The sequence below is a fragment of the Naasia lichenicola genome, assembly GCF_004801885.1.
GTDB lineage: Bacteria > Actinomycetota > Actinomycetes > Actinomycetales > Microbacteriaceae > Naasia > Naasia lichenicola.
This window is the reverse complement of sequence record NZ_SSSM01000005.1, coordinates 676,815-699,948: the sequence shown is the minus strand read 5'-3', so window position 1 is coordinate 699,948 and position 23,134 is coordinate 676,815. Positions and strand designations below refer to the sequence as shown.

Annotated in this window: 24 protein-coding genes and 1 tRNA gene; 14 read left to right on the top strand and 11 right to left on the bottom strand. The window is 67.9% G+C overall.

The annotated features are described in order from the left end of the window. Window positions 1–143 precede the first annotated feature (143 nt). Window positions 144–401: a hypothetical protein gene (locus E6C64_RS14240; RefSeq protein WP_136428142.1), complete on the bottom strand. Its 258-nt coding sequence runs from the start codon at window positions 399–401 to the stop codon at window positions 144–146. 96 nt (window positions 402–497) lie between these two features. On the opposite strand from E6C64_RS14240, the gene E6C64_RS14235 reads away from it, so the two are divergent. From E6C64_RS14235 to pstB, 7 genes are all read left to right on the top strand, one after another. After that, window positions 498–1,187, top strand: coding sequence for a response regulator transcription factor (locus tag E6C64_RS14235; RefSeq protein WP_199241043.1), 690 nt, complete (start codon window positions 498–500; stop codon window positions 1,185–1,187). A 147-nt stretch (window positions 1,188–1,334) separates the two neighbouring features. After that, window positions 1,335–3,503, top strand: a complete 2,169-nt coding sequence (locus E6C64_RS14230; protein WP_136428140.1) for an RNA degradosome polyphosphate kinase — start codon at window positions 1,335–1,337, stop codon at window positions 3,501–3,503. Between the two features lie 110 nt (window positions 3,504–3,613). Next, a complete protein-coding gene (locus E6C64_RS14225) occupies window positions 3,614–4,567 on the top strand; it encodes an NUDIX hydrolase (RefSeq protein WP_233255634.1) in 954 nt (317 codons plus the stop codon). Between the two features lie 178 nt (window positions 4,568–4,745). Next, on the top strand, window positions 4,746–5,870 hold the full coding sequence (pstS, locus tag E6C64_RS14220) for a phosphate ABC transporter substrate-binding protein PstS (RefSeq protein ID WP_136428139.1): 1,125 nt from the start codon (window positions 4,746–4,748) through the stop codon (window positions 5,868–5,870). Between the two features lie 193 nt (window positions 5,871–6,063). Then, the gene (gene pstC, locus E6C64_RS14215) at window positions 6,064–7,017 is read left to right on the top strand and encodes a phosphate ABC transporter permease subunit PstC (RefSeq protein ID WP_136428716.1); all 954 of its coding nucleotides are present in this window, start codon (window positions 6,064–6,066) and stop codon (window positions 7,015–7,017) included. Then, window positions 7,017–8,108: a phosphate ABC transporter permease PstA gene (pstA, locus tag E6C64_RS14210; protein ID WP_136428138.1), complete on the top strand. Its 1,092-nt coding sequence runs from the start codon at window positions 7,017–7,019 to the stop codon at window positions 8,106–8,108. Before pstC ends, pstA begins: the two co-directional genes overlap by 1 nt. Window positions 8,109–8,155: 47 nt before the next feature. Then, a complete protein-coding gene (gene pstB / locus E6C64_RS14205) occupies window positions 8,156–8,935 on the top strand; it encodes a phosphate ABC transporter ATP-binding protein PstB (RefSeq protein ID WP_136428137.1) in 780 nt (259 codons plus the stop codon). 145 nt (window positions 8,936–9,080) lie between these two features. Here the strand turns inward: pstB and E6C64_RS14200 are convergent, their stop codons facing one another. From E6C64_RS14200 to E6C64_RS14190, 3 genes are all read right to left on the bottom strand, one after another. Further along, window positions 9,081–9,911 (bottom strand): anti-sigma factor, encoded by an 831-nt coding sequence (locus E6C64_RS14200; RefSeq protein ID WP_136428136.1) that lies wholly within the window; start codon window positions 9,909–9,911, stop codon window positions 9,081–9,083. Further along, window positions 9,908–10,504 (bottom strand): sigma-70 family RNA polymerase sigma factor, encoded by a 597-nt coding sequence (locus E6C64_RS14195; protein ID WP_136428135.1) that lies wholly within the window; start codon window positions 10,502–10,504, stop codon window positions 9,908–9,910. The genes E6C64_RS14200 and E6C64_RS14195 overlap by 4 nt, the downstream gene beginning before the upstream one ends. Window positions 10,505–10,889: 385 nt before the next feature. After that, window positions 10,890–11,516: a DNA-directed RNA polymerase subunit beta gene (locus tag E6C64_RS14190; protein ID WP_136428134.1), complete on the bottom strand. Its 627-nt coding sequence runs from the start codon at window positions 11,514–11,516 to the stop codon at window positions 10,890–10,892. A 107-nt stretch (window positions 11,517–11,623) separates the two neighbouring features. Between E6C64_RS14190 and E6C64_RS19260 the strand changes: the two genes are divergently transcribed. The 3 genes from E6C64_RS19260 to E6C64_RS14185 are packed head-to-tail and all read left to right on the top strand — an operon-like array spanning window position 11,624 to window position 12,689. Beyond that, window positions 11,624–11,788, top strand: coding sequence for a hypothetical protein (locus E6C64_RS19260; RefSeq protein WP_199241042.1), 165 nt, complete (start codon window positions 11,624–11,626; stop codon window positions 11,786–11,788). Between the two features lie 50 nt (window positions 11,789–11,838). Beyond that, on the top strand, window positions 11,839–12,000 hold the full coding sequence (locus E6C64_RS19255) for a hypothetical protein (protein ID WP_199241041.1): 162 nt from the start codon (window positions 11,839–11,841) through the stop codon (window positions 11,998–12,000). A gap of 41 nt (window positions 12,001–12,041) precedes the next feature. Next, window positions 12,042–12,689, top strand: a complete 648-nt coding sequence (locus E6C64_RS14185; RefSeq protein ID WP_136428133.1) for a TMEM175 family protein — start codon at window positions 12,042–12,044, stop codon at window positions 12,687–12,689. 63 nt (window positions 12,690–12,752) lie between these two features. On the opposite strand, the gene E6C64_RS14180 is transcribed toward E6C64_RS14185, so the two are convergent. The 6 genes from E6C64_RS14180 to E6C64_RS14155 all read right to left on the bottom strand — a co-directional run bounded on the left by E6C64_RS14180 (window position 12,753) and on the right by E6C64_RS14155 (window position 16,424). After that, a tRNA-Lys gene (locus tag E6C64_RS14180) sits at window positions 12,753–12,825 on the bottom strand. A 32-nt stretch (window positions 12,826–12,857) separates the two neighbouring features. Then, window positions 12,858–14,234 carry an MATE family efflux transporter gene (locus tag E6C64_RS14175; protein WP_233255633.1) on the bottom strand — a complete coding sequence of 459 codons (1,377 nt, stop codon included), beginning with the start codon at window positions 14,232–14,234 and terminating at the stop codon, window positions 12,858–12,860. 122 nt (window positions 14,235–14,356) lie between these two features. Continuing rightward, window positions 14,357–14,917, bottom strand: a complete 561-nt coding sequence (locus E6C64_RS14170) for a DUF4396 domain-containing protein (protein WP_136428132.1) — start codon at window positions 14,915–14,917, stop codon at window positions 14,357–14,359. 78 nt (window positions 14,918–14,995) lie between these two features. Further along, window positions 14,996–15,316 (bottom strand): DMT family transporter, encoded by a 321-nt coding sequence (locus E6C64_RS14165; protein WP_136428131.1) that lies wholly within the window; start codon window positions 15,314–15,316, stop codon window positions 14,996–14,998. Beyond that, on the bottom strand, window positions 15,316–15,681 hold the full coding sequence (locus tag E6C64_RS14160; RefSeq protein ID WP_136428130.1) for a DMT family transporter: 366 nt from the start codon (window positions 15,679–15,681) through the stop codon (window positions 15,316–15,318). Before E6C64_RS14160 ends, E6C64_RS14165 begins: the two co-directional genes overlap by 1 nt. A 119-nt stretch (window positions 15,682–15,800) precedes the next feature. Next, window positions 15,801–16,424 (bottom strand): TetR/AcrR family transcriptional regulator, encoded by a 624-nt coding sequence (locus tag E6C64_RS14155; RefSeq protein WP_199241040.1) that lies wholly within the window; start codon window positions 16,422–16,424, stop codon window positions 15,801–15,803. Window positions 16,425–16,561: 137 nt separating this feature from the next. Between E6C64_RS14155 and E6C64_RS14150 the strand changes: the two genes are divergently transcribed. Next, complete coding sequence (locus E6C64_RS14150) at window positions 16,562–18,085, top strand: MFS transporter (protein WP_233255632.1); 1,524 nt, start codon at window positions 16,562–16,564, stop codon at window positions 18,083–18,085. 540 nt (window positions 18,086–18,625) lie between these two features. Beyond that, the gene (locus tag E6C64_RS14145) at window positions 18,626–19,525 is read left to right on the top strand and encodes a hypothetical protein (protein WP_136428128.1); all 900 of its coding nucleotides are present in this window, start codon (window positions 18,626–18,628) and stop codon (window positions 19,523–19,525) included. A 253-nt stretch (window positions 19,526–19,778) separates the two neighbouring features. On the opposite strand, the gene E6C64_RS14140 is transcribed toward E6C64_RS14145, so the two are convergent. Next, window positions 19,779–20,699 (bottom strand): aldose 1-epimerase family protein, encoded by a 921-nt coding sequence (locus tag E6C64_RS14140; RefSeq protein ID WP_136428127.1) that lies wholly within the window; start codon window positions 20,697–20,699, stop codon window positions 19,779–19,781. A 57-nt stretch (window positions 20,700–20,756) separates the two neighbouring features. Here E6C64_RS14140 and galT point away from each other — a divergent pair, with 57 nt between their 5' ends. Both galT and galK read left to right on the top strand, forming a co-directional pair. Then, the gene (gene galT / locus E6C64_RS14135) at window positions 20,757–21,866 is read left to right on the top strand and encodes a galactose-1-phosphate uridylyltransferase (RefSeq protein WP_136428126.1); all 1,110 of its coding nucleotides are present in this window, start codon (window positions 20,757–20,759) and stop codon (window positions 21,864–21,866) included. A gap of 66 nt (window positions 21,867–21,932) precedes the next feature. Next, a complete protein-coding gene (gene galK, locus E6C64_RS14130) occupies window positions 21,933–23,093 on the top strand; it encodes a galactokinase (RefSeq protein ID WP_136428125.1) in 1,161 nt (386 codons plus the stop codon). Window positions 23,094–23,134: the final 41 nt, after the last annotated feature.

The window sequence follows — 23,134 nt, the reverse complement described above, 5'->3', positions numbered from 1 at the left end:
GCACCAGAAGACAGAGGTAGGTGATCTCGAGCGCCACGATCATGCTCAGAGTCTAGCGATCGCGGGCGATGCCATGGTCGCGTGTGGTCACCCGCGGGCCGGGGACGCGCAGGCCGGGAGGTCATCGGCTCAGGAGAGGCGGCTCAGGGCAGGAAGGCGCCGACGAGGCTGGCCAGGAGCACGACGCCGAACGCGCCGAGAGCCGATGCGGTCAGTCGGGTGACGAAGCCGACCTTCTCGGCGACCAGCAGCTGGACGCAGAAGGTCAGCACGACCGCCCCGGCGAGTATCAGCGACAGCCCCTTGAGCCGCTCGTCCGGGGCCAGCACGACCACCCCGACCACAGCCCCGACCGCAGTCGCGATCCAGATGACGACGACGCCCGCCCAATGGCCCTTCATCGTGGATCTCTCATCAGGTCGATTGTCCCCTATTGCGGCGCGGCGGACCGCCGCCGATCCCTGGGATAGCATGGGGCCAAGCAATTTGGAGGGTCTTTGGCGCAGCTGTTGATCCTCACGCCTGCCATGGACCAGGAAGTGCTGCCCGCATTGGGCCTCCTGAGTCACCGTGTCCGGCAGATTCCGGCCGAACCGGCGCAGCTCATCAGCGCTCCGCCCTCCGATGTCATCCTCGTCGATGCACGCCAGGATCTGCAGTCGGCCAAGTCGCTGTGCAAGATCCTGCACACCACCGGAATCTCGGTCCCCCTCGTCCTCATCCTCACCGAGGGCGGCCTCACCGCCGTATCCGCGGACTGGGGAGCCAACGACGTGATCCTCGAGACCGCCGGCCCAGCCGAGGTCGACGCCCGCATCCGGCTGGTCATCGGGCGGATGGCCCAGGAGCAGTCCGCGTCCAAGATCCAGGCCTCCGGCGTCGTGATCGACGAGGCCAGCTACTCCGCCCGCGTGCACGGCCGCCCACTCGATCTCACCTTCAAGGAGTTCGAGCTCCTCCGCTTCTTCGCCACCCATCCCAGCCGGGTGTTCACGCGCGAGCAGCTGCTCAGCGAGGTGTGGGGCTACGACTACTTCGGCGGCACCCGCACGGTCGACGTCCATGTGCGGCGCCTGCGCGCCAAGCTCGGCGACCTCGAGTCGCTGATCGGCACGGTCCGCAACGTGGGCTACCGCTTCAACGTCTACGAGGACGACACGGAGCAGCAGCGCACCGTCGCCGGCTGACGCTCCCCTCGTCGCTCGCTACCTACGGAACCGGACACATGTGCACGGAATTTCGAGCACACGGGGCCGGAACGTACACATAGGGGCGGAGGCTGGGCATGTGTCCTGTTTGCCGGCTGTTCACCCGGCCAGTGCCACAATTGCCGAATGGATAGCGACACGCTGCTCGGCGATGCCGGACTGGCCGCCGATGTGGCCGACGAGTTCGACGAGACATCAGCCGACGAGGACGAGAGCCTCCCGCCCGATCGCTACCTCGACCGCGAGGTCAGCTGGCTGGCCTTCAACCAGCGGGTGCTCGAGCTCGCGGAGGATCCGAAGGTGCCGCTGCTCGAGCGGGCCAACTTCCTCGCCATCTTCGCGAGCAACCTCGACGAGTTCTTCATGGTGCGCGTCGCCGGCCTGAAGCGCCGCATCGCGACCGGCATCGCCGTCCCCACCAACATCGGACGCGCTCCCGTGGACGTCCTCGCCGACATGAGCGAGAAGGCCCACGAGCTCCAGGCCCGTCACGCGGCCGTCTTCCGCAACGAGGTCAAGCCGGCGCTGGATGCGGCCGACATCCACGTCGAGGCGTGGAGCGATCTCGGGGAGGAGGACCGCGCCCGCGTCGCCGAGCTGTTCACCGCGCAGATCTACCCGGTCCTGATGCCGCTCGCGGTCGACCCCGCCCACCCGTTCCCGTACATCTCTGGCCTCTCGCTGAACCTCTCGGTGCGGGTGCGCAACCCCAAGACCGAGAAGACCGAGTTCGCACGCATCAAGGTTCCGCCGCTGCTGCCCCGATTCGTCCAGCTGCCGGACGACGGAACAGGCACGACGCGGTTCATCCCGCTCGAGGATCTGATCTCCAACCACCTCGAATACCTGTTCCCGGGCATGGAGATCCTCGAGCACCACGAGTTCCGGCTCACCCGCAACGAGGACGTCAACGTCGACGAGGACGAGTCCGAGAACCTGATCAAGGCGCTCGAGAAGGAGCTCCTGCAGCGCCGCTTCGGGCCGCCGATCCGCCTCGAGATCACCGACGACATGGATCCTGTGACCCTCGAGCTGCTCATGCGCGAGCTGGAGATCACCGAGCAGGACGTCTACCGTCTGCCGGCACCGCTCGACCTGTCGCGGCTGTTCGAGTTCGGCAAGCTCGACCGCCCCGCGCTGCGCTACCCGGCTCAGCTGCCGACCACCGCGTCCCAGCTGTTGCAGAGCGAGCCCAACGAGGAGCCGAACGTCTTCGACGCGATCTCGCGCGGGGACATCCTGCTGCACCACCCCTACGAGTCGTTCGCGACCAGCGTGCAGGCGTTCCTCGAGCAGGCGGCCGCCGACCCGCAGGTGCTCGCGATCAAGCAGACGCTGTACCGCACGTCGGGCGACAGCCCGATCGTCGAGGCCCTGATCGACGCCGCGCAGGCCGGAAAGGCCGTGCTCGCCCTGGTCGAGATCAAGGCCCGCTTCGACGAGCAGGCGAACATCTCCTGGGCGCGCAAGCTCGAGAAGGCGGGCGTGCACGTCGTGTACGGGCTCGTCGGCCTGAAGACCCACTGCAAGCTCGCCTCCGTCATCCGTCAGGAGAAGAACGGCGAGCTCAAGCTCTACACGCACATCGGCACGGGCAACTACAACCCGAAGACCAGCCGGATCTACGAGGACCTCGGACTGCTGACCGCCGACCCGCAGGTCGGCAAGGAGGTCACCCGCCTCTTCAACGAGCTCTCGGGCTATGCCATCGAGAAGAAGTTCAGCCGGCTGCTGGTCGCGCCCCGCTACCTCCGCAAGGGTCTGCTCAAGCGGATCGACAACGAGACAGCGAACGCCCTGGCCGGCAAGCCCGCCGGCATCCGGCTCAAGATGAACTCCATCGTCGACGAGGCGATCATCGACGCCCTCTACCGCGCGAGCAACGCCGGGGTGCCGATCGACATCTGGATCCGGGGCATCTGCGCGATCAAGCCCGGACAGCCGGACTACAGCGAGAACATCAGGGTCCGGTCGATCCTCGGCCGCTACCTCGAGCATTCGCGCATCTTCTGGTTCGCGAACGACGGCAGCCCCGAGGTCTTCATCGGCAGCGCCGACATGATGCATCGCAACCTGGACCGCCGGGTGGAGGTGCTCGTGCAGCTGAAGGAGCGCGGCCACCTGCGCGAGATCAGCCGACTGTTCGACCTGGCGATGGCCGACACCACGGCCTCCTGGCATCTCGATCCCGATGGCGAGTGGACGCGGCACTCGCGCAACGCCACCGGAGGTCTGCTCGTCGACCTGCAGACCAAGACCATGCGCGACATCACCGCACGTCGCCGGAGTCGCTGAGCCGACCCCGGCGGAGGGCCGCACCGACCTCAACCGGTCGGGGACAGCGACAGCGGTCATGAGCGCCGCTCCGATTAGCGAACACCGATGACCTGGACCAGACTGACCCGATGAGCATGGACGATGTCGGACCGGTCCTTGCGGCGGGCGCCGTGTGCTGGAGGGACGGCCGCACCGGACTCGAGGTGCTGCTCATCCACCGCAGCCGGCATGACGACATCAGCCTGCCGAAGGGCAAGGTCGACGCGGGCGAGAGCACGCCCGTCGCCGCCGTGCGCGAGATCAGCGAGGAGACCGGGTTCCAGGTCACCCTCGGCCCATCCCTCGGCACGACCGAGTACCTCCTGCCGAACGGTCGGGACAAGGTCGTCTACTACTGGGCCGCCGAGGTCACCAGCGATCAGCTCCGCAAGGGCCGGTTCAAGGCCAACGACGAGGTGCAGTCCATCGAATGGCTGCCTGTCGCGCGTGCTCGCAAGCGGCTCAGCTACGAGCGCGACATCGAGCTGCTCGACCGCTTCGACCAGCTCAGCTCGCGGGGCGACCACCGCACCTTCGCGCTGATCGCGCTCCGGCACGCCAAGGCGAACCTCGACTCCCCGGACGGCAGCGATGCCGCCCGAGCCCTGGCCTCGCGAGGCCGCGCACAGTCCGCCGCCCTCGTCCCGTCGCTGCAGGCCTGGGGACCGATCGCGGTGTTCAGCAGCCCGGCCGTCCGCTGTCTCGAGACGGTCACCCCGATCGCCGATGCCATCGGCGCCGAGATCAAGCGCGTGCCCGTGATCGGCCAGGACGCCTGGGAGGACGGAGAGTCCTCAGCCGAGGACATCGCCGCGTTCGTCGGCAAGCGCCTCAAGAAGAAGCGGACTTCGGTCATCTGCAGTCACTCCCCCGTGCTGCCGGCCATCCTCGACGCGGTGGCCCGCGCCTCGCACGGCGAGCGCGATGGTCGGCTCACCCGCGCAGCGATCCTCTCGACGGCGGAGTTCACCGTGGTGCACCTCTCGACGGAGCATCCGGAGCACGGGATCGTCGCGATCGAGTCCCACTCCTCGACCATCTGATCGGGGCGATACCACAGCGAGTGCGGAATCCTCGGCGCCACGCCGTGCCGCCTCCCCCCGAATGGGGGCTCAGGTCGTTCACCTTCCGTTCACCCTGCGGCACGAGTCTGTCCACTTGCGGCCTTTAGCGTGCATCGCGGCGCCGCAATCCTGCGCGGAATGCCGACCCGCAATCACCATGAAGGGCAATCACTTGATTTCGAAGCGTTCAGCGGGGCTCATCGGCCTCACCCTCGCCGGCGTCCTCGCGCTCAGCGCGTGCGCCGCCAACGAGACCCCCGCAGCGAGCGACGGCGACTCCGACAGCACGGCGTCCGCCTCCACTCTCTCCGGCACCATCTCCGGCTCCGGCTCATCCGCTCAGGGCAGCGCCCAGGAGGCCTGGCAGGCCGCGTTCCAGACGGCCAACCCCGAGGTCACCATCAACTACGACCCCGCCGGCTCCGGCGCGGGCCGCACAGCCTTCATCGCGGGTGGCGTCGCATGGGCGGGCAGCGACTCGGCTCTGAGCGACGACGAGCTGGCCGGCGAGTTCGCCGCCTGCGCGCCCGACTCCAAGGCCATCGACCTGCCGACCTACATCTCCCCGATCGCGGTCATCTTCAACGTGGAGGGCGTCGACGAGCTCAACCTCGACCCGACCACCCTCGCGAGCATCTTCAACGGCACGATCACCACCTGGAACGACCCGGCCATCGCCGCGCTCAACGAGGGCGTCACGCTCCCGTCCGCGACGATCACCGCCGTGCACCGTTCCGATGACTCGGGCACCACGAAGAACTTCACCGACTACCTGGGCAAGACCGCTTCGGACATCTGGACCGAGAAGGCCGCCGACGCATTCCCCGCAGCCTTCGGCGGCGAGGGCGCGCAGGGCACCTCCGGCGTGGTCGATGCAGTGACCAACGGCTCGAACGCCATCGGCTACGCCGACGCGTCCAAGGCCGGCTCGCTGGGCACCGCCAAGATCAAGGTCGGCGACGAGTTCGTCGGCTACACCGCTGAGGCAGCAGCCGCCGTCGTCAACGACTCGCCGCTCGTCGAGGGCCGCGACGCCAACGACCTCGCGATCGCTCTGGACCGCAAGACGACCGACCCGACCCACTACCCGCTGGTGCTGGTGTCGTACTCGATCGTCTGCCAGACGTACGCCGACGCTGACGCCGCAGCACTGGTGAAGGCCTACATCGGCTACATCACGAGCGCAGACGGCCAGTCCGCAGCGGCCGACGCCGCCGGCTCCGCGCCCCTCTCGGACGACCTGTCCGCGAAGGTCGCCGCCGCACTGGAGACCGTGTCCTGACAGGCAGTTCCGGACGGCGGGCCGGGCATGCTGAGATGATCTCAGCGCCCGGCCCGCCATTCCTGCTTCACGCGCACCGCCCGCATCACCTGTATCGCCCGCAGTACCGCCCACCGGCAGCCCGCTCCCCCAGCAGCCCGCACCCGCACTGCCCTCGCGTCACCGCTCCAGAATGAGGATGGCCACAGCCCGCATGACCGCATCCGCAGCCCCCACCCCGACGGGCGAGATCAAGGCGAAGAAGCGCCTCGGCGACATCCTCTTCTCCGGCTCGACAGTCACCGCCGGCTGGATCATCGTCGTCGTCCTCGCCGCCGTCGCGATCTTCCTCATCGCGCAGAGCATCCCCGCCCTCATCGCCGATCCGGCCGACATCAAGGGCGCACCCGCCAGCTTCTGGGCCTACGTCGGCCCGCTCGTCTTCGGCACCCTCTGGGCCGCCGTCATCGCCCTCGCCATCGCGCTGCCCATCGCCATCGGCATCGCCCTGTTCATCTCGCACTACGCGCCGCGGCGACTCGCGCAGGGCCTCGGCTACCTGATCGACCTGCTCGCCGCCGTGCCCTCGGTCGTCTTCGGACTCTGGGGCATCAAGGTGCTCGCACCGTTCGTCCGCCCCGGCTACGAGTGGCTCGCCACCAACCTCGGCTGGATCCCGCTCTTCTCCGGGCCCGTGTCGGGCACCGGCCGCACGATCCTCACGGTGGCCATCGTGCTCGCGGTCATGATCCTTCCGATCATCACCGCTCTGTGCCGGGAGGTCTTCCTGCAGACCCCGCGCCTGCACGAGGAGGCAGCGCTCGCCCTCGGCGCCACCCGCTGGGAGATGATCCGGACCGCCGTGCTGCCGTTCGGTCGCCCCGGCATCATCTCGGCGTCGATGCTCGGCCTCGGCCGCGCGCTGGGCGAGACGATGGCCGTCGCCATGGTGCTCTCCCCCGCCGCGGTGATCTCGTTCGTGCTCCTGCAGTCGCAGAACCCCACGACGATCGCGGCGAACATCGCCCTGAACTTCCCGGAGGCCGCGGGCGTGAACGTCAACGTCCTCATCGCCACCGGCCTCGTCCTCTTCGTGATCACCTTCGCGGTCAACGCCCTCGCGCGCTACGCGATCAACCGCCGCAAGGCCTTCTCCGGAGCGAACTGATGGCCTCCACCACTTCCGTCTCCCTCGGCCAGCGCGCGTCGCTGACCGCGGGCCAGCTTCCTCGCTTCTCGCCGATCTGGCTCCTCGTGATCAGCTGGATCGTCGTCGGCGGCCTCTTCACGATCCTCGTGCTCGCGGGCATCACCGAGGACTTCAACCTCGTGGGCACCGTCTTCTTCGGCACCCTGCTCTACGCCGCGATCATCTACGTCGCGTCGAGGATCGTCGAAGGCGCCCGCAAGGCCACCGACCGCCTGATGGCGGCGCTGGTCACCACGGCGTTCATCGTGGCCCTGCTGCCGCTCGTCTCGCTGGTCTCCACCGCCGTGATCTCGGGCGCTGCGCGCTTCGACGTCACCTTCTTCAACAACTCGATGCGCAACGTGGTGGGCGACGCTCCCGGCGGCGCCATCCACGCCATCATCGGAACCCTCGAGATCACCGGCATGGCCACCCTGATGTCCGTCCCGATCGGACTGCTCACCGCCATCTACCTGGTCGAGTACGGCCGCGGCCGCCTCGCCCAGGCGATCACCTTCCTGGTCGACGTGATGACGGGCATCCCCTCCATCGTCGCCGGCCTGTTCGCCTTCGCCTTCTTCTCGCTCATCCTCGACCAGCCGGGGATCCGCTTCGGCTTCGGCGGCGCGGTCGCACTCTCGGTGCTGATGATCCCCGTCGTCGTCCGCTCCTGCGAGGAGATGCTCAAGCTCGTGCCGAACGAGCTGCGCGAGGCCTCGTTCGCTCTGGGAGTGCCGCGTTGGCTGACCGTGGTCAAGGTCGTCCTTCCGACCTCGGTCGCCGGCATCATCACCGGCGTCATGCTGTCGATCTCCCGCGTCATCGGCGAGACCGCGCCTCTTCTGCTCATCGCCGGGTTCACCCAGAGCGTCAACTACAACCTGTTCGACGAGCGGATGATGACGCTCCCGGTGTTCGTCTACACCCAGTACGCCAACCCGGGCAGCGACGTGCAGGCATTCCTCGACCGTGCGTGGGCCGGCGCCCTGACGCTCATCGTGATCGTCATGCTGCTGAACCTCATCGCCCGCCTCATCGCGCGCTTCTTCGCGCCCAAGATCGCCCGCTGACCGCGGCCCGCCCGCAGTCCGCGTCCCGCCGCCCAGAGAGAGCACCCGTGTCCAAGCGCATCGAAGTCAACAACCTCAACGTCTACTACGACAAGTTCCGCGCGGTCGAGGACGTCAACCTCACCATCGAGCCTCGCACCGTCACCGCCTTCATCGGCCCGTCGGGATGCGGGAAGTCGACCTTCCTCCGCACGCTGAACCGCATGCACGAGGTCATCCCGAAGGCCCGCGTCGAGGGCGAGGTGCTGATCGACGGCAACAACCTCTACGGCCCCGGCGTCGACCCGGTGCTCGTCCGCCGCCAGGTGGGCATGGTCTTCCAGCGCCCGAACCCGTTCCCGACCATGTCGATCCGCGACAACGTCCTCGCCGGCGTCAAGCTCAACAACAAGCGGATCAGCAAGACCGACGCCGACGACCTCGTCGAGAAGTCGCTGCGTGGCGCCAACCTCTGGAACGAGGTCAAGGACCGCCTCAACCTGCCCGGATCGGGACTGTCCGGTGGACAGCAGCAGCGCCTCTGCATCGCACGCGCGATCGCCGTCTCCCCCGACGTCGTCCTGATGGACGAGCCGTGCTCCGCGCTCGACCCGATCTCGACCCTCGCGATCGAGGACCTGATCGAGGAGCTCAAGCAGGAGTACACGATCGTGATCGTGACCCACAACATGCAGCAGGCCAGCCGCGTCTCCGACAAGACGGCGTTCTTCAACATCGCGGGAACCGGCAAGCCCGGCAAGCTCATCGAGTACAACGACACCGCCACCATCTTCTCCAAGCCGACCATCCAGGCCACCGAGGACTACGTCAGCGGCCGCTTCGGCTGATCCGCACGCCGACGGCCCCGCAACGACGGCCGCCGACGGACATGCAGAAGGCCCCTCCGTATTCGGAGGGGCCTTCTGCGGTTCGGGTGGGACCTGCTGTGCGGTGCCGCTGTGGCTGTTGCAGGAAGGTGATCGAGCCGAAAGGTCAGGCGCCGCTGAGCAGCACGGGGATGCCGGTCGGCTGTTCCGATCCGCCTGCGGGCTCCACCGTCATCGCCACGGCGTAATCGGGGTCGAATGCGCCGTCGAGCACCGCGTAGGTCTGCGGCCCGTCGGGATCGACGATGCCGGCACTGGTGACCTTCTGGTCGTGCAGGTACCAGAGCTGGTAGACCTCGTCATCAGTGAGGTCGCCTGCATCGTTCAGCACGATGGCGGACGCTCCGAGCTCGTCGGAGGAGACCAGCGTGGCCGTGCCGCCACTCTGCAGCGGTGTCACCTCACGGGTGACGTCCGATGCGGCGTTGAGCGCGGCGAACTGGTCGGACTGACGCTCGCTGCCGATGGTGCCGAGGAGTCCCCCGGCGAACGCGCCGCCGACGAAAAGGGCGACGGCAGCTGCGGACGCGAGCAGGGCGGTCAGCGGACGAATGCGACTGCGTCGAGCTCCTCGGCCGCTGCGCCTGGTGGGCTGGTGGTCGGCGAACGACGAGATCGTGGCGTCGGCAGCGGTCGGCGCGCTCGACGAGAAACGCGCGGCGTCGATCGACTGCAGGACGTCTTCGGCCGGCTGAGCCGGAAGCTGTGGAGTGGAGTCGAGCATCGCCATGATGTTCGACTTCAGTGCGGGTGGCGGGTCGATCGGCGGGGTCGCCATGGCCAGGACGGCGGCGGTGTCGACGAGACCGGCGACTTCTGCACGGAGCTCCTCCGATCCCGCGAGCTCGTCTTCGAACAGCAGCCGGTCCTCAGCGCTCAGTGCACCGAGGGCATACGCCCCCGTCGAGTTGGCGGCATCGAATTCATCGCGCGTCACGAGGTCACCCCCATCGCGTCGCGCAGCCGGATCATTCCGTCACGCAGTCGTGTCTTCACCGTGCCGATCGGCACGTGCAGGATGGTCGAGACCTCGCTGTGGGTGTACCCCTCGTAGAACGCGAGGGTGATGGCTTGACGCTGCAATTCGGTCAGCTGCTGCATGGCCTTCTTCACCCTTTCGTTCTCGATGCGGATCTCGACGCTTTCGGCGACATCGTCGACTCCCGGGTCGTAATCCCGAACGCCGATCTTCATATCGCGGTCCCGTGAGGACTGCGATGCGCGGATCCTGTCGATGGCCCGCCTATGGGCCATGGTCAGAATCCAGGTTGTCGCTCCCCCTTTATTCGGTTCATAACGCGAAGCGGATTGCCATATCTCCAGGAAAACTTCCTGAGTGACCTCTTCGGACTGGGCGTGATCGATGAGCACGCGTCGGATGAGGCCGAGTACGCGGGGCGCCGTCTGGTCGTAGAGATCGCTGAAGGCGGCCTTGTCGCCCTGGGCGACACGGGCGAGCAGGGACTCGCGAGTTTCTACCTCGACAGACGGTGAGTCGCCGGGATTGGATTCAGCCACGAGCACCAGCATCCCAGACGATGCATGGAACAGCCGCAGAGACATGGGCATGGGGGCGCGGATAGGCGCCGTGGATGTCCGACGGCGCCGGGCGAGATTGAGAGGGAGCCTCACCGAATCCATTCCACCGGCGTACTTCTGGGATGGCGCGAGAACCAGCACGTCGACGGTGCGAAGCCGGCGAGGCTCCTTGAATGGCGTTCGGAGTCCTGCACGGACCGGATTGGACGGATGTCCCCATTCTTGGGGACAGCACAGGCGGGGACAACACAGGCGGGGACAGCGCAGTTGCTCACCACTCAGAGGATGAGCGCCGGACCGCGAATGAACGCCTCTCGGCAAAAGGCCGCTCAAGGCGGCGAAATTTGGAGCCCGGGGTTATCGCGGCCCGGCGGAGCTAGTCTAAACCACCTTCGCGCTCGAGCTTGGAGGAGGCTGTCAGGTCCGCTGCGGTCTGACTCAGACGCAGCGCGCGTCGTGTCAGCTCCGTGGACCGGTCGGGTTCGGTGCCCTCGAGATCGTCGGCGAGGCTGGTGCATCCGGACGCAGCGACGCGGCAGAACGCCGCCGCTCGATCGAGGGCGGTCGCGAGGTCGCCGACGAAGACGCCGCGCAGGATCTGATCGGCTAGCTCGAGGATTTCGGCCGGCCCTGCCGGATCAGGGGCGCCGGCGACGACGGGGTCGATGGTGCCGACGACGCTGCCGCGCTGGTAGAAGAGGGCGACCGATTCGGCATCGGCCCGGATCATAGATCGCACCAGGTAGATCCGCCAGAGCGTGCCGGGGAGGCTGTGCGGGGTTGCTCGCGACCAGAGCTCCGCGATGGCGTCGATGCCGTTCTCGTCGGTGAACCGCACGAGGCGCTCGACGATCGCGGGGTCGGGATCCTTCCGCACGCGGGCCACCAGGGCTGCGGCCGTCTCGTGGGCGAGGCGGCTGATGGCGGCGGGGTCCTCTCCGCCCTGGATCGACTCGAACTGGTAGCCCGCGAACTTGACCGGCTTGGAGAATCGCTCTGGCATCCGAAGAGTTTACGTCGCCTGTCCCCGTCGCCGGCCGGAGCGAGCAGCCGTCTGAGAGATCTCTGGAATGACTCCGGACAGCAGCTGAGCCTCGCTAGCGTGGAGGCATGAAGGTCATCATTGCGCTGCTCGTCATCTGGGTCGTGCTCGCAATCCTCGGCGCCGTCATCAAGGGCCTGTTCTGGCTGCTGATCATCGGCGTCGTGCTGTTCCTCGTGACCGCGGTGTTCGGCGGAATCCGTCAGAGCCGCGGTCGTTCCTCGTCGTCCTGAGAGACGGCGGCCCGACAGCGTGCGAGAGCGCTGAACAGAAAGGACAGATCATGAATCTGCTGCTCGTGATCATCGCCGTCGTCGCGATCGTGCTGCTCGTCGTCGGAGGAGTCCAGCAGTCGCTGTCCTTCCTGCTGTGGGTGGGACTCGTCCTGCTCATCCTCGCCGCGATCGCATTCCTGTTGAGAGTGATCACAGGCCGCAGAGCCTGACGACCCTCGCGCACCCGAGCGCGCGTCTGCCAGACTCGGGCATGGCGATCGCTCGACTCCCGCAGAGAACCAGCCGGCTCGAAGCGTTCAGCGATGCGGTGCTCGCCATCGTGCTCACGCTGCTGGTGCTCGACCTGCTCCCCAAGGAAGCGCAGTCGCCCGAGGAGCTGCTGGCCGACTGGCCGACCTATCTCGCGTATCTCACCGCATTCCTCACCATCGGCACGGTGTGGCTGAACCACAGCGAGGCCGTGTCGCGGATCAGGTACGCCGATCCGATCGTGATGCTGCTGAATCTGGCGGTCCTCCTCGGCGCGTCGCTCGTCCCCTGGCCGACCGCCCTCCTCTCCGAGGCGCTGAAGGACGGCGGGAGAGACGATCAGATCGCGGCTCTCGTCGTGTTCGCGCTCGTCACCGTGGTCATCAGCGTCCCGTGGCTCGGCATGGACCTATACCTCGCTCGTCATCCGCGCCTGCTGAAGTCCGTCGACGACGTGGCGTGGATGCGGCGGCATGCTCGTATCTCCGCGGCGACGCTGCTGATCGCGGCGATCAGCGTGGGAATCGCCTTCCTTAGCTCGCTTCTCTCGCTCCTGCTCTACCTGCCCGTATTCGTGACGTTCATCGTGGCGCGGGTCCTCGAGACCGGCGCGGATGACGATCGAGCCGTCGAGGCGGAGGAGGCATGAGCGGCCGATCGGCAGCGCTATAAGGGATGGCGGCGCCGCGATCCGCGCAGGCGATCCGACGAGTGGGCCCCGTGGGGCTCGAACCCACGACCCGCGGATTAAAAGTCCGCTGCTCTACCGACTGAGCTAGAGGCCCGCCGGACCAGGGTAGCGCGAACCGTCTCGCGCTCAGCGTGCGTCGGACTCCCCCGACACCATCCACGCTGAGCCGCGGATGCGCAGACCGAGGGTGGTCATCCGGGCGAGTAGGTAGCCGCCGAAGAACGCCGCGGCGAGCCAGGCCAGGCCTTCGGCACCGACCGGTCCGATGAGGTCCACCGCTATCAGCAGGGGAAGGAACACGGCCAGGTTGATGGCTCCCGTGATCGCCAGATAGCGCGCGTCACCCGCACCGATCAGCACTCCATCGAGGACGAAGACCACTCCCGCGACCGGCTGGGCGACGGCGAGCACGATCAGGGCCGGCTGCATGAGCCGCGCGAGCTCGGAGTCGCCCGTGAAGCCGAGCCCGATGACGCCCGACAGGGCACCGATGACGGCTCCGACCGCGACTCCGAAGACCGCGCCCCATGCGAGCACGCGCCAAAGGACGTGCCTGACCTCCTCCGCGTCACCCGCTCCGAGCCCTCTGCCGACCAGAGCCTGGGCCGCGATCGCCAAGGCGTCCAAGGCGAAGGCCGCTGCCGAGAAGATGGTGAAGACCACCTGATATCCGGCCAGCTCATGGGGCCCGAGGGCGGTCGCCACGGCGACCGTCGCCAGCAGGGCGATCCGCAGGCTGAGCGTCCTCACGAGCAGCCAGCCGCCGGCGCGCGCGGAGCCCCGCAGCCCATCGCGGCGAGGTCGGATGGATGCGGAGTGCCTGGCCGCGATGCGGCCGACGACGATCCCGTAGGCGAGCACCATCCCCCACTGCGCGACGACCGTGCCGAGCGCCGACCCGGCGATCCCCCAGCCGAACGGGTAGACGAACAGCCAGTTGAGGCCGGCGTTGACAGCGAAGCCGACGCCGGCGATCCAGAGCGGCGTCACCGTGTCCTGAATTCCCCGCAGCAGGCCCGTCGCGGCGAACACCACCAGCATCGCCGGCAGGCCGGCCATCGCGATCGCCAGATACGTTCCTGCTGCGTCCGCCACTGCCGGAGCCGCCCCGAAGGCGCCGACGAGCGCAGGGGTTCCCAGCCATCCGGCTATTCCCAGCACCGCCCCGATGGCGAGCGCCAGCCACACGCCGTCGATGCCCACCGAGACCGCACCCATCGCGTCACCCGCACCGAGGCGGCGCGCGACGGCGGGTGTCGTGGAGTAGGCGAGGAAGACCATCAGCCCGACGATCGTCTGCAGGATCGCCGATGCGATGCCCAGCCCTGCGAGCGGCGTGACGCCGAGATGCCCGACGAGCGCTGAGTCGACGATGAGGAAGAGCGGCTCGGCGATGAGCGCTCCGAGCGCGGGCACGGCGAGCGCGAGGATGCGCCGGTCGAGGCTGCGCCCCTCGGCACGCGCGGGGCGGCGACCCGACTCGGCCAGTTCGCGCTCGGTCACTCGATGAGCCTAGGGAATGTGAGAAGCCCCAACGAGCTGCCCAGTTCTGCTGCTCGGAACGCGTTTCAGGCAGCAGAAGTGGGCAGCTCGCGGATGCCCTACCGCGTTGGAGCTCGCGCCCGTCAGTGCTGGTGGTACTCGTGCACCACCGCGTGACCGCGTCCGCGGGACATGAGGAAGCGGTTCACCGGAGTCGTGACCAGGAAGGCGAGCGCGAGCGATCCGGCGAGCGAGATCCAGAACAGCGGCTGGGCGATGCCGGCATCCATCGCACCGGGGATGAGCACCATCGCCGTGTTGTCGATGATCTCCATGACCGCGATCGAGACGGTGTCGGCGGCGAGCGCGACCGAGAAGGCGGCGCCGAGCGCCAGGCCGGCCTTGAGCACGGAGCGCATCGTGAGGGCGTAGCCGAAGACGAAGGCCAGCACGATCGACAGGATCACCGTCCCGGCGTTGTGCAGGCCGAGGGAGGTGCCGAGAACCATGCCGAGCACCTCGCCGATGGCGCACCCGGTGAGGCAGTGCAGGGTCGCCTGTGCCGCGGCAGCCCAGGTGACGTCAGCCGAAGCGTGACCGGCCTGATCGTGACCGGCGTGATCGTGACCGGCGTGATCGTGACCGGCGTGGTCCTGGCCGGCGTGATCGTGCGCTGCGTCGGTGCGGTGGTGATCGTGTGTCATCGGGTCCCCTTTCGTCCCGACCACCATACCCCCAGGGGGTATCCCGTGGGCGAGATCAGGCGGGCAGGATCACGCCGTCTAGTGACCCGAACCGAGTTCGATGAGCAGGACGCCGCCGATGATCAAGGCGATGCCCAGCGACATCACCCAGGTGAAGCGCTGCTTGAAGATGATCCGGGCGAGCACGGCAGTCAGCGCGACGCCGGTCGCCGCCCAGATGCCGTAGCTCACTCCGAGCGGCATGCCATGCCCGAGCGCGAGCGAGAGCAGCGAGAAGGCCGCGACGTAGCCGAGGACGGTGACCGCATAGAGCGGCTTGCGGCCGTTCACCGCAGCCTGCAGCGCGAGCGAGGCCCCGACTTCGATGAGGATCGCCGAGATGAGGAACACCCAGCCCATCAGGCCGCTCCCTCAGAGGCGGAGATCGGCTCGTCGCGCACCGGCCCGATATGCGACCCGAGCTCGACGCACAGGACTCCCGCGATCACGAGCAGGATGCCGAAGATCATCAGGACGGTGAGCGGCTCGCCGAAGATGAGGGTGGAGAAGACAGCGGTCACCGCCACCCCGAGCGCACCCCAGATCCCGTAGGCGACTCCGATCGGCATGCCCGCGCGCAGCACCGCGATGAGCATGAGGAACGCACCCGCGTAGCCGACGACGACGAGCACGTACCAGCCGGGATGCAGCAGCGCCGCCTTGAGCGACAGCGACGCCGAGACCTCCAGGAGGATCGCGCCACCGAGCAGCAGCCACTTGATCATCGGATCCCTCGGTGCGGTTGTGCGCGCATGCAGGAGCACGCGCACGCGGCGCCGTTGCGACGCCTTCCGATCAGCTTGTCAGACCCGGCAGAGCCCCGAGGACGAGGGCGGGAGGCGCGCTACGCGCGGATGCCGAGCGCCGGAAGCACGACCCCGTCGATGACGGAGATGAGGAATTCGCGGTCGACGGGCTTGCGCAGCAGCAGCACACGATGCGCCGCCATGGAGGGTCCGACGAGCACGATGGTGTCGATGTCGCAGTCCGGCGAGATCTCGCCGCGGTCGATGGCCCGCTGGATGAGGAAGCGATTCACCGAGGCGCGAGGCTCGACGATCGCCAGGCGTGCCGCCTCGGCCAGCTCGGGCGACCGGGCGAGCATCGACACGAGTCCGCCCATCACCTGGAGCTTGCGCTCGGCGTCCTCGATCGTCGGCGGCTTGATCATCGCGATGAGGTCGCCGCGCAGGGTCCCCGTGTCGGGGAGATTCGAGAAGTCGACGTCGCTCTGCTTCATGCAGGCGATCGCGTCGATCACCATCTCGCCCTTGGACGCCCACCGGCGATACACGGTGGCCTTGCCCGCCTTGGCGCGCGCGGCGACCATGTCGATGGTCATTCCGTCGTAGCCGGTCTCAGCCAGCACATCGATCGTGGCCTCGAGGATCTCGGCGTCACGGGTGTGGTCGCGTTTGCGCCCCATCTTGGGCGCCTCGGCGACGTGCTCTTCGAGGTCGAGCGTCATCGCGTCGATCTCCTTTCCTCTGCTGCACTCCTGCTTGCGGTCATCATCGGATGACCAGACGGGCTCACCGCCCGACACGAGTCTAATTCAGAACTCATGCGATTCGGAACTAGCGAGTATCGGATATGGTGAGTCTCATGTCACAGTCCTCCCCCGTGCTGCAGGCCGCAGCACCCCATCCATCCCGCCGCTGGTGGACCCTCGGAGTCGTCGCCCTCGCGCAGCTCATGGTCGTCCTCGATTCGACCGTCGTGAACATCGCGCTGCCGTCAGCGCAGAATGATCTCGGATTCTCCGATGGCGACCGCCAGTGGATCGTCACCGCATACTCCCTCGCCTTCGGCAGCCTCCTGCTCCTGGGCGGACGCCTGTCCGACCTGATCGGACGCAAGCGCACCTTCATCATCGGCATGGTCGGCTTCGCCGCCGCATCCGCACTCGGCGGCGCAGCCGGCAGCTTCGAGCTCCTCGTTGCCGCGCGCGCACTCCAGGGAGCGTTCGGCGCCCTGCTCGCCCCCACCGCACTCGCGGTACTGACGACGACCTTCACCGTGCCGAAGGAGCGCGCTCGCGCCTTCGGCGTCTTCGGCGCCATCGCCGGAGCGGGCGGAGCGATCGGACTGCTGCTCGGAGGCTTCCTCACCGAGTACTTCGACTGGCGCTGGAACCTCTACATCAACGTGCCGATCGCGATCGTCGCCATCATCGGCGCCGCGATCTTCGTGGCCCACATCGACCGCACGGGCCCGAGGCCCAAGCTCGACGTCCCTGGGACGATCCTCGTGTCGGGCGCGCTGTTCAGCCTGGTCTACGGATTCTCGAACGCCGAGACGGAAGGCTGGGACTCCCCGCTCACCTGGGGCTTCCTCGCCGGTGCGGTGGTCCTCCTCGTCGCCTTCGTTCTCTGGCAGCGCCGTGCGGCGCATCCCCTGCTCCCGCTGTCGATCGTCCTCGATCGCAACCGCGGTGCGGCATACAGCTCCGTGCTGATCGCCGGCGCCGGCATGTTCGGCATCTTCCTGTTCGTCACCTACTACCTCCAGGCGTCGCTCGGATACGAGGCGTTCCAGACGGGCCTCGCCTTCCTGCCGATGATCGCGATGCTCGTGCTGGCCGCCCAGCTGGGCACGAACATCTTCGTTCCCCGCTTCGGCCCGAAGATCATGGTGCCGTTCGGCATGACGCTCGGTGTCATCGGCATGGTGTACCTGACCCACCTCGATGTCGACAGCACCTATGCAGCCGACATCCTTCCGCCGCTGATGATCATCGGCTTCGCGATGGGCTCGATCATGCCCGCGTCCATCCAGACCGCGACCCTCGGCATCGACCGCCGCTTCGCAGGCGTGGCCTCGGCCATGGTCAACACCAGCCAGCAGGTCGGCGGGTCGATCGGCACCGCACTGCTCAACACGCTGGCCGCGACGGCCGCCACCGACTACCTGGCCTCGCATCTGCCGGTCACGGCGGGGGTCGCCGCCGATGCCGCGGTGCACAGCTACGCCACCGCCTACTGGTGGGGGGCCGGCTTCTTCGCGGTCGGCGCGATCATGTCGGCCCTGCTCTTCCGCACTCGGACGGACACCCGCGCACGAGCGGCTGCTGCAGCCGCGGCGCAGGACAGTCCCGCGCATGCACCGGAGCCCGTGGTCGCTCACTGAGCCAGGACGTGGCGCCGAGCCTGTATCACGTCGAATAGCGCGAGGCGCATTCCGGATTGCGGAATGCGCCTCGTTCATTTCACCCACTCTCGATGAGGCGATTCCGGCCCCGCTCGTCGGTGGAACGGGCTCCATCCACTCTCTGACATGCGCGGATGAGCTGTCGCATTGGGGTACAACGCGTCCCCCATAGTACGGACGAAAAGCATCTTGATTGTCGAGATTTATCCACGGACAAAGGGCCCTTTTGGGGAATATGGGGCCCTCGAGGGACGATAAATCGCGGATTCGGTCGATTCAGCCTCTCCGCTGAAGCTCGATCTACCCTCACGGAGCGAATTATTCAGCCATCAACCCACCCCCGTCTTATGGGCACACAAGCGTTTGCATAGGGGACAAAACCGCCTGTTCGGGGGTGATCTGCACGGCGTTTCGCGCATGCGTGTGCATAGATCGGAAAAAGCGGGAAATCCCGTCCTTTACATCGCCTTCATTTCCGGCATTCAATTGCTCCATCAACGTCTCGGGGGGAGACAGAACATGTACGCAAGAACTGCACGGGTGCTGACGACAGTCGTCATCACGGGAGTGCTCACTGTCGGTGGCGCGACTGCCGCCAACGCTCTCGACACCAACTCGCTGCTCGGCGGACTCACCAACGGCGGGGTTCAGCTGCCTGTGAACGTGAACGTCCCCGTCGATGTCAGCGGCAACTCGGTCTCCGTACTCGGGGGAACCATCTCCGGTGGCGGCGTCACCTCGACGACTGCTCCGACGAGCACCGTTCCGACCATCACCGTTCCCGTCAACGTCACCGGCAACAGCGTCTCGGTGCTCTCGGGCAGCGCTCCGGCGGGCACCGCGACCGGCACCAACGGGGTCTCCGCGGGTGTGAGCGTCGGCGGCACCGGCGTCTCGGTGCCGGTGAACGTCAGCAACCTCAACGTGAAGGTGCTGTCGGGGAACAAGGTCGCCTCCGTGACCACCGGTGGCACATCGACCGACGTCCCCGGCACCCCGAGCACGCCCGGCACCCCGGGCACGCCCGGTACGCCGGCCACTCCCGGCAGCCCGACCGACCCGACCGACACCTCGGGCGACCCCACGGGCACCCCGACCGGCTCCGATCCTGAGATCTCCGTCTCGACGCTGACCGGGACGACGCTCAGCGCGGACAAGGAGTCGACGACCGTCGACGGCACCGTCACGGCGGGCGCCACGACGAGCGGCCCGGCAGCGACCATCGCCGATGCGATCAGCGGACTGGCCACGAAGGGCGCGGCGGCGTTCAACAGCATCAACACGTCGGCCCCGCTCGGCGGCGATCTGCTGGTGGCGCTCGTGCTCCTCGTCATCGCCGGCGCGGCGATCTCGAAGTACCTCCGGATGCGCAAGGCGCACCCGGTGGACTGCTACGGAAGCCACTGCGAGGCCCACTGACCCAGGTCAGGGCTCGCAGTCGATGGAGCGCTGCGCTCAGCGCGCACTCGTTCGGTGAGGAATGTGTTCGGGGGAACACAGGCTCACTGAGCGCAGCGGCTCCGTCATCCAGACTCGGCGGCGGATCGGGTACATCCCTCGCGTCTGGTCCGTCGTCGACATCCGTGTCGACATCCTCAGCCGGCGTCTCCTCCCTCACGGGGAGGAGGCGCCGGCTTCTTCCCTGTCCCGGCCCGCCTCACACCCGCTCGGACTATCGAAGGCGTCTGACGCCCCACGCCGCGATCCACTCTTCGCCTGGCTGGAGCCAGCGCAGGCCCTCCCCCGAGTTGAACGCATTGGCCGGTGCGGTCATCGGCTCGATCGCCACCCCGAACTCCGGGCCGTCGAGACCGGCGTAATGCGGCAGCGTGAACACCTGCACGTAGCCGAAGTCCTCATCGGCCCACAGCTCCACCGCAGTCCCGTCTGGCGATTCGAGGCGGTGGCGGAAGGCGCCGTCCTCCAGGTGCAGCCCGCTGAACCCGGTGTCGAGAGCGACCTCTCCCAGCACCCGACCGGTGCGGAGATCGAAGTCGCTGCCCGCGACGTCCTTCGAGGCGATGGGGATCTGCTTCTCGTCCACCTCGAAGTAGCTGTCGGCGGCCACGGTCACGGTCAGGCTCTCGACCGGTGCCGCGCCCGCACGTATATAGGGATGGGCTCCTATCGCCACGGGAGCGGGGACGGCGGAGTCGTTCACCACTCCATGGATCACCCGCAGCCCGTCCGGCTCGAGCTGGTAGCGCACAGATGTGTGCAGGAGGAACGGATAGCCGTGCTGCGGGAAGATCGGCGCCGCGAGCGTCACCGCGCTCTCGGTGCGGTCGGTGACCCGGTATCCGGTGTTCCGAAGCAGTCCGTGGCTCGCATTGCCCGTGGTCAGCTCGGTGATGTCGAGCTTCTGCACCTCGCCGTCGAGGATCCATTGCGCGTCGGCGATCCGGTTCGGCCACGGGACGAGGATCATGCCCGAGCCGTAGGGCGGCGTGCGGTCGTCCGGGTAGCGCGAGACGAGCTCGGCCCCGTCGACGGTGAGGCCCCGCAGACCCGCGGCGAGCTCCGCGATCGTGGCGGTCACCTCGCCGTCCGGCGTCTTCAGAACGAGGTCGAACTGCTCTCCGGTGGCGGCCATCCGGTCACTCTAGTGACGCGACCCCGGCGTGCGCTCGGCGGATAGGGTTGGCCTGCTATGGAACTCACTTCTGGTGTGACCGCGACGGCGACCACGCTCGCCGACGGTCGGGACCTGATCTACTTCGACGACGCGGACACCGCTCTCACCGGAGAACGCGCCGTCGATCCTCGGATCCTGGACCCTCGTCCCGCCACGGCCACGATGCGGCAGGACGTGCTGACGGGCGAGTGGATCTCCATCGCCGCGTCACGTCAGAACCGGGCGTTCCTTCCGCCCGCGGAGCTCGATCCGCTGGCCCCGCAGACGCCGACCAACCCGTCGGAGATCCCCTCCAACTACGACGTGGCCGTCTTCGAGAACCGCTCCCCCTCCTTCGGCCCGCTGCTGACCGATGAGAACGCGCCGGCGAGCCTGGCGGATCTGACGGAGATCGGCTTCGGCCGCACCCGCACCTCCGTCGGGCGCTGCGAGGTCGTCTGCTTCTCCCCCGCCCATGAGGGCTCCTTCAGCGGCCTCTCCGTCAGCCGCGCCCGCACGGTGATCGAGGCCTGGGCAGAACGGACCGCTGCGCTATCCGCCATGGCGGGGATCCAGCAGGTGTTCCCGTTCGAGAACCGGGGCCAGGAGATCGGCGTCACCCTCCACCATCCGCACGGCCAGATCTACTCCTACCCCTACATCACCCCGCGCACGACCAAGCTGATCCAGTCGGTGGAGCAGGTGCCCGACCTGTTCGCGCAGATCCTCGAGACGGAGCGCGCATCCGAGCGGGTGCTCATCTCCGGCGAGCACTGGACGGCGTTCGTGCCGTTCGCCGCGCGCTGGCCCATCGAGGTCCACCTCCTGCCGAACCGGCACGTCCCCGACCTCGCCGCGACCTCGACGGACGAGCGCGACGAGCTGTCGCGCATCTATCTGCAGCTGCTGCAGGGCATCGACGCGCTCTATCCCACGCCGACGCCGTACATCTCGGCATGGCACCAGGCGCCGGTGAACACTCACCGCGACGACATCCGGCTCATGCTGCAGATCACCTCGCCCCGTCGCGCAGAGACGAAGCTCAAGTTCCTCGCCGGGTCCGAGTCCGCCATGGGCGCATGGATCGGCGATGTGCCTCCGGAGCAGTCGGCGGCATTCATCCGAGCGGCATTGGCCAGACTGTAGTGGCGAGGACCGCGACCAGCCGGACCGCGACCACCCACTCGATCACACGGATTTGAGGACCCTGCCATGAGCGACCTGCGCGACGAGACTCTGATCGGCTTCGAGGATCGGTACGGCGGGCGGGCCGACTCCCTGTGGTCGGCACCCGGCCGGGTGAACCTGATCGGCGAGCACACCGACTACAACGAGGGCTTCGTCTTCCCGTTCGCGATCGACCGGCGCACCTACGCCGCGCTCCGCCCCCGCACCGACGGCGTGATGCGGGTGATGACCTCGTTCGCCGACGACTCCGTCGAGGTCTCCCTCGAAGATCTGGGACCGGACGTGCTCTCGGGCTGGTCCGCCTATCCTCTCGGCGTCGCCTGGGCGCTCCGCGAGTTCACGAACGGCCGCACCCATGAGGTCGGATTCGACCTCTACATCGACTCCGACGTGCCAGTCGGCGCGGGGCTCTCCTCGTCGGCCGCCATCGAGTCCGCTGTGGCCATCGCGCTCGACGACCTCTGGGATGCCGGCCTCGACCGCCGCTCCCTCGCCCGGGTCGGGCAGCTCGCCGAGAACAGGGCCGTCGGCGCGCCCACCGGCATCATGGATCAGTCCGCCTCCCTGCTCGGGCAGAAGGACCAGGGCGTATTCCTCGACTGCCGGTCGCTCGACGCGGAGATCATCCCGCTCGGCTTCGAGGCAGCGGGCCTGGCCCTCATGATCATGGACACCGGCGTCTCGCATTCGCACGCGACGGGCGGATACCGGGCGCGACGGGAGTCCTGCGAGGCAGGCGCCAAGGCCCTGGAGGTCGTCTCCCTGCGCGATGTGTCGGTCGCCGACCTGCCGCGCGCCCGCGACCTGATGGACGACGAGACCTTCCGCCGCGTCCGCCACGTCGTCACCGAGAACCAGCGCGTGCTCGACACCGTCCGCACTCTGCACGAGCAGGGTCCGACGGCGATCGGCGACCTGCTCGACGCGTCCCACCGCTCCATGCGGGATGACTTCGAGATCTCCGTTCCCGAGCTGGACCTCGCCGTCGAGGCCGCGCTCAACGCCGGCGCCATCGGCGCGCGGATGACCGGCGGCGGATTCGGCGGGGCGGCCATCGCGCTCACCCCCATCGACCTGGTCTCACGGGTGGAGTTCGCCGTCGACGGCGCGTTCGCCGAGCACGGCTACGCCGCACCCGGCACCTTCACGGTCGCCGCATCGCAGGGCGCTCAGCGCGAGCACTGACTCCGCGACACTGGTTCCCCGAGTGGACTACCCGGGCCAGC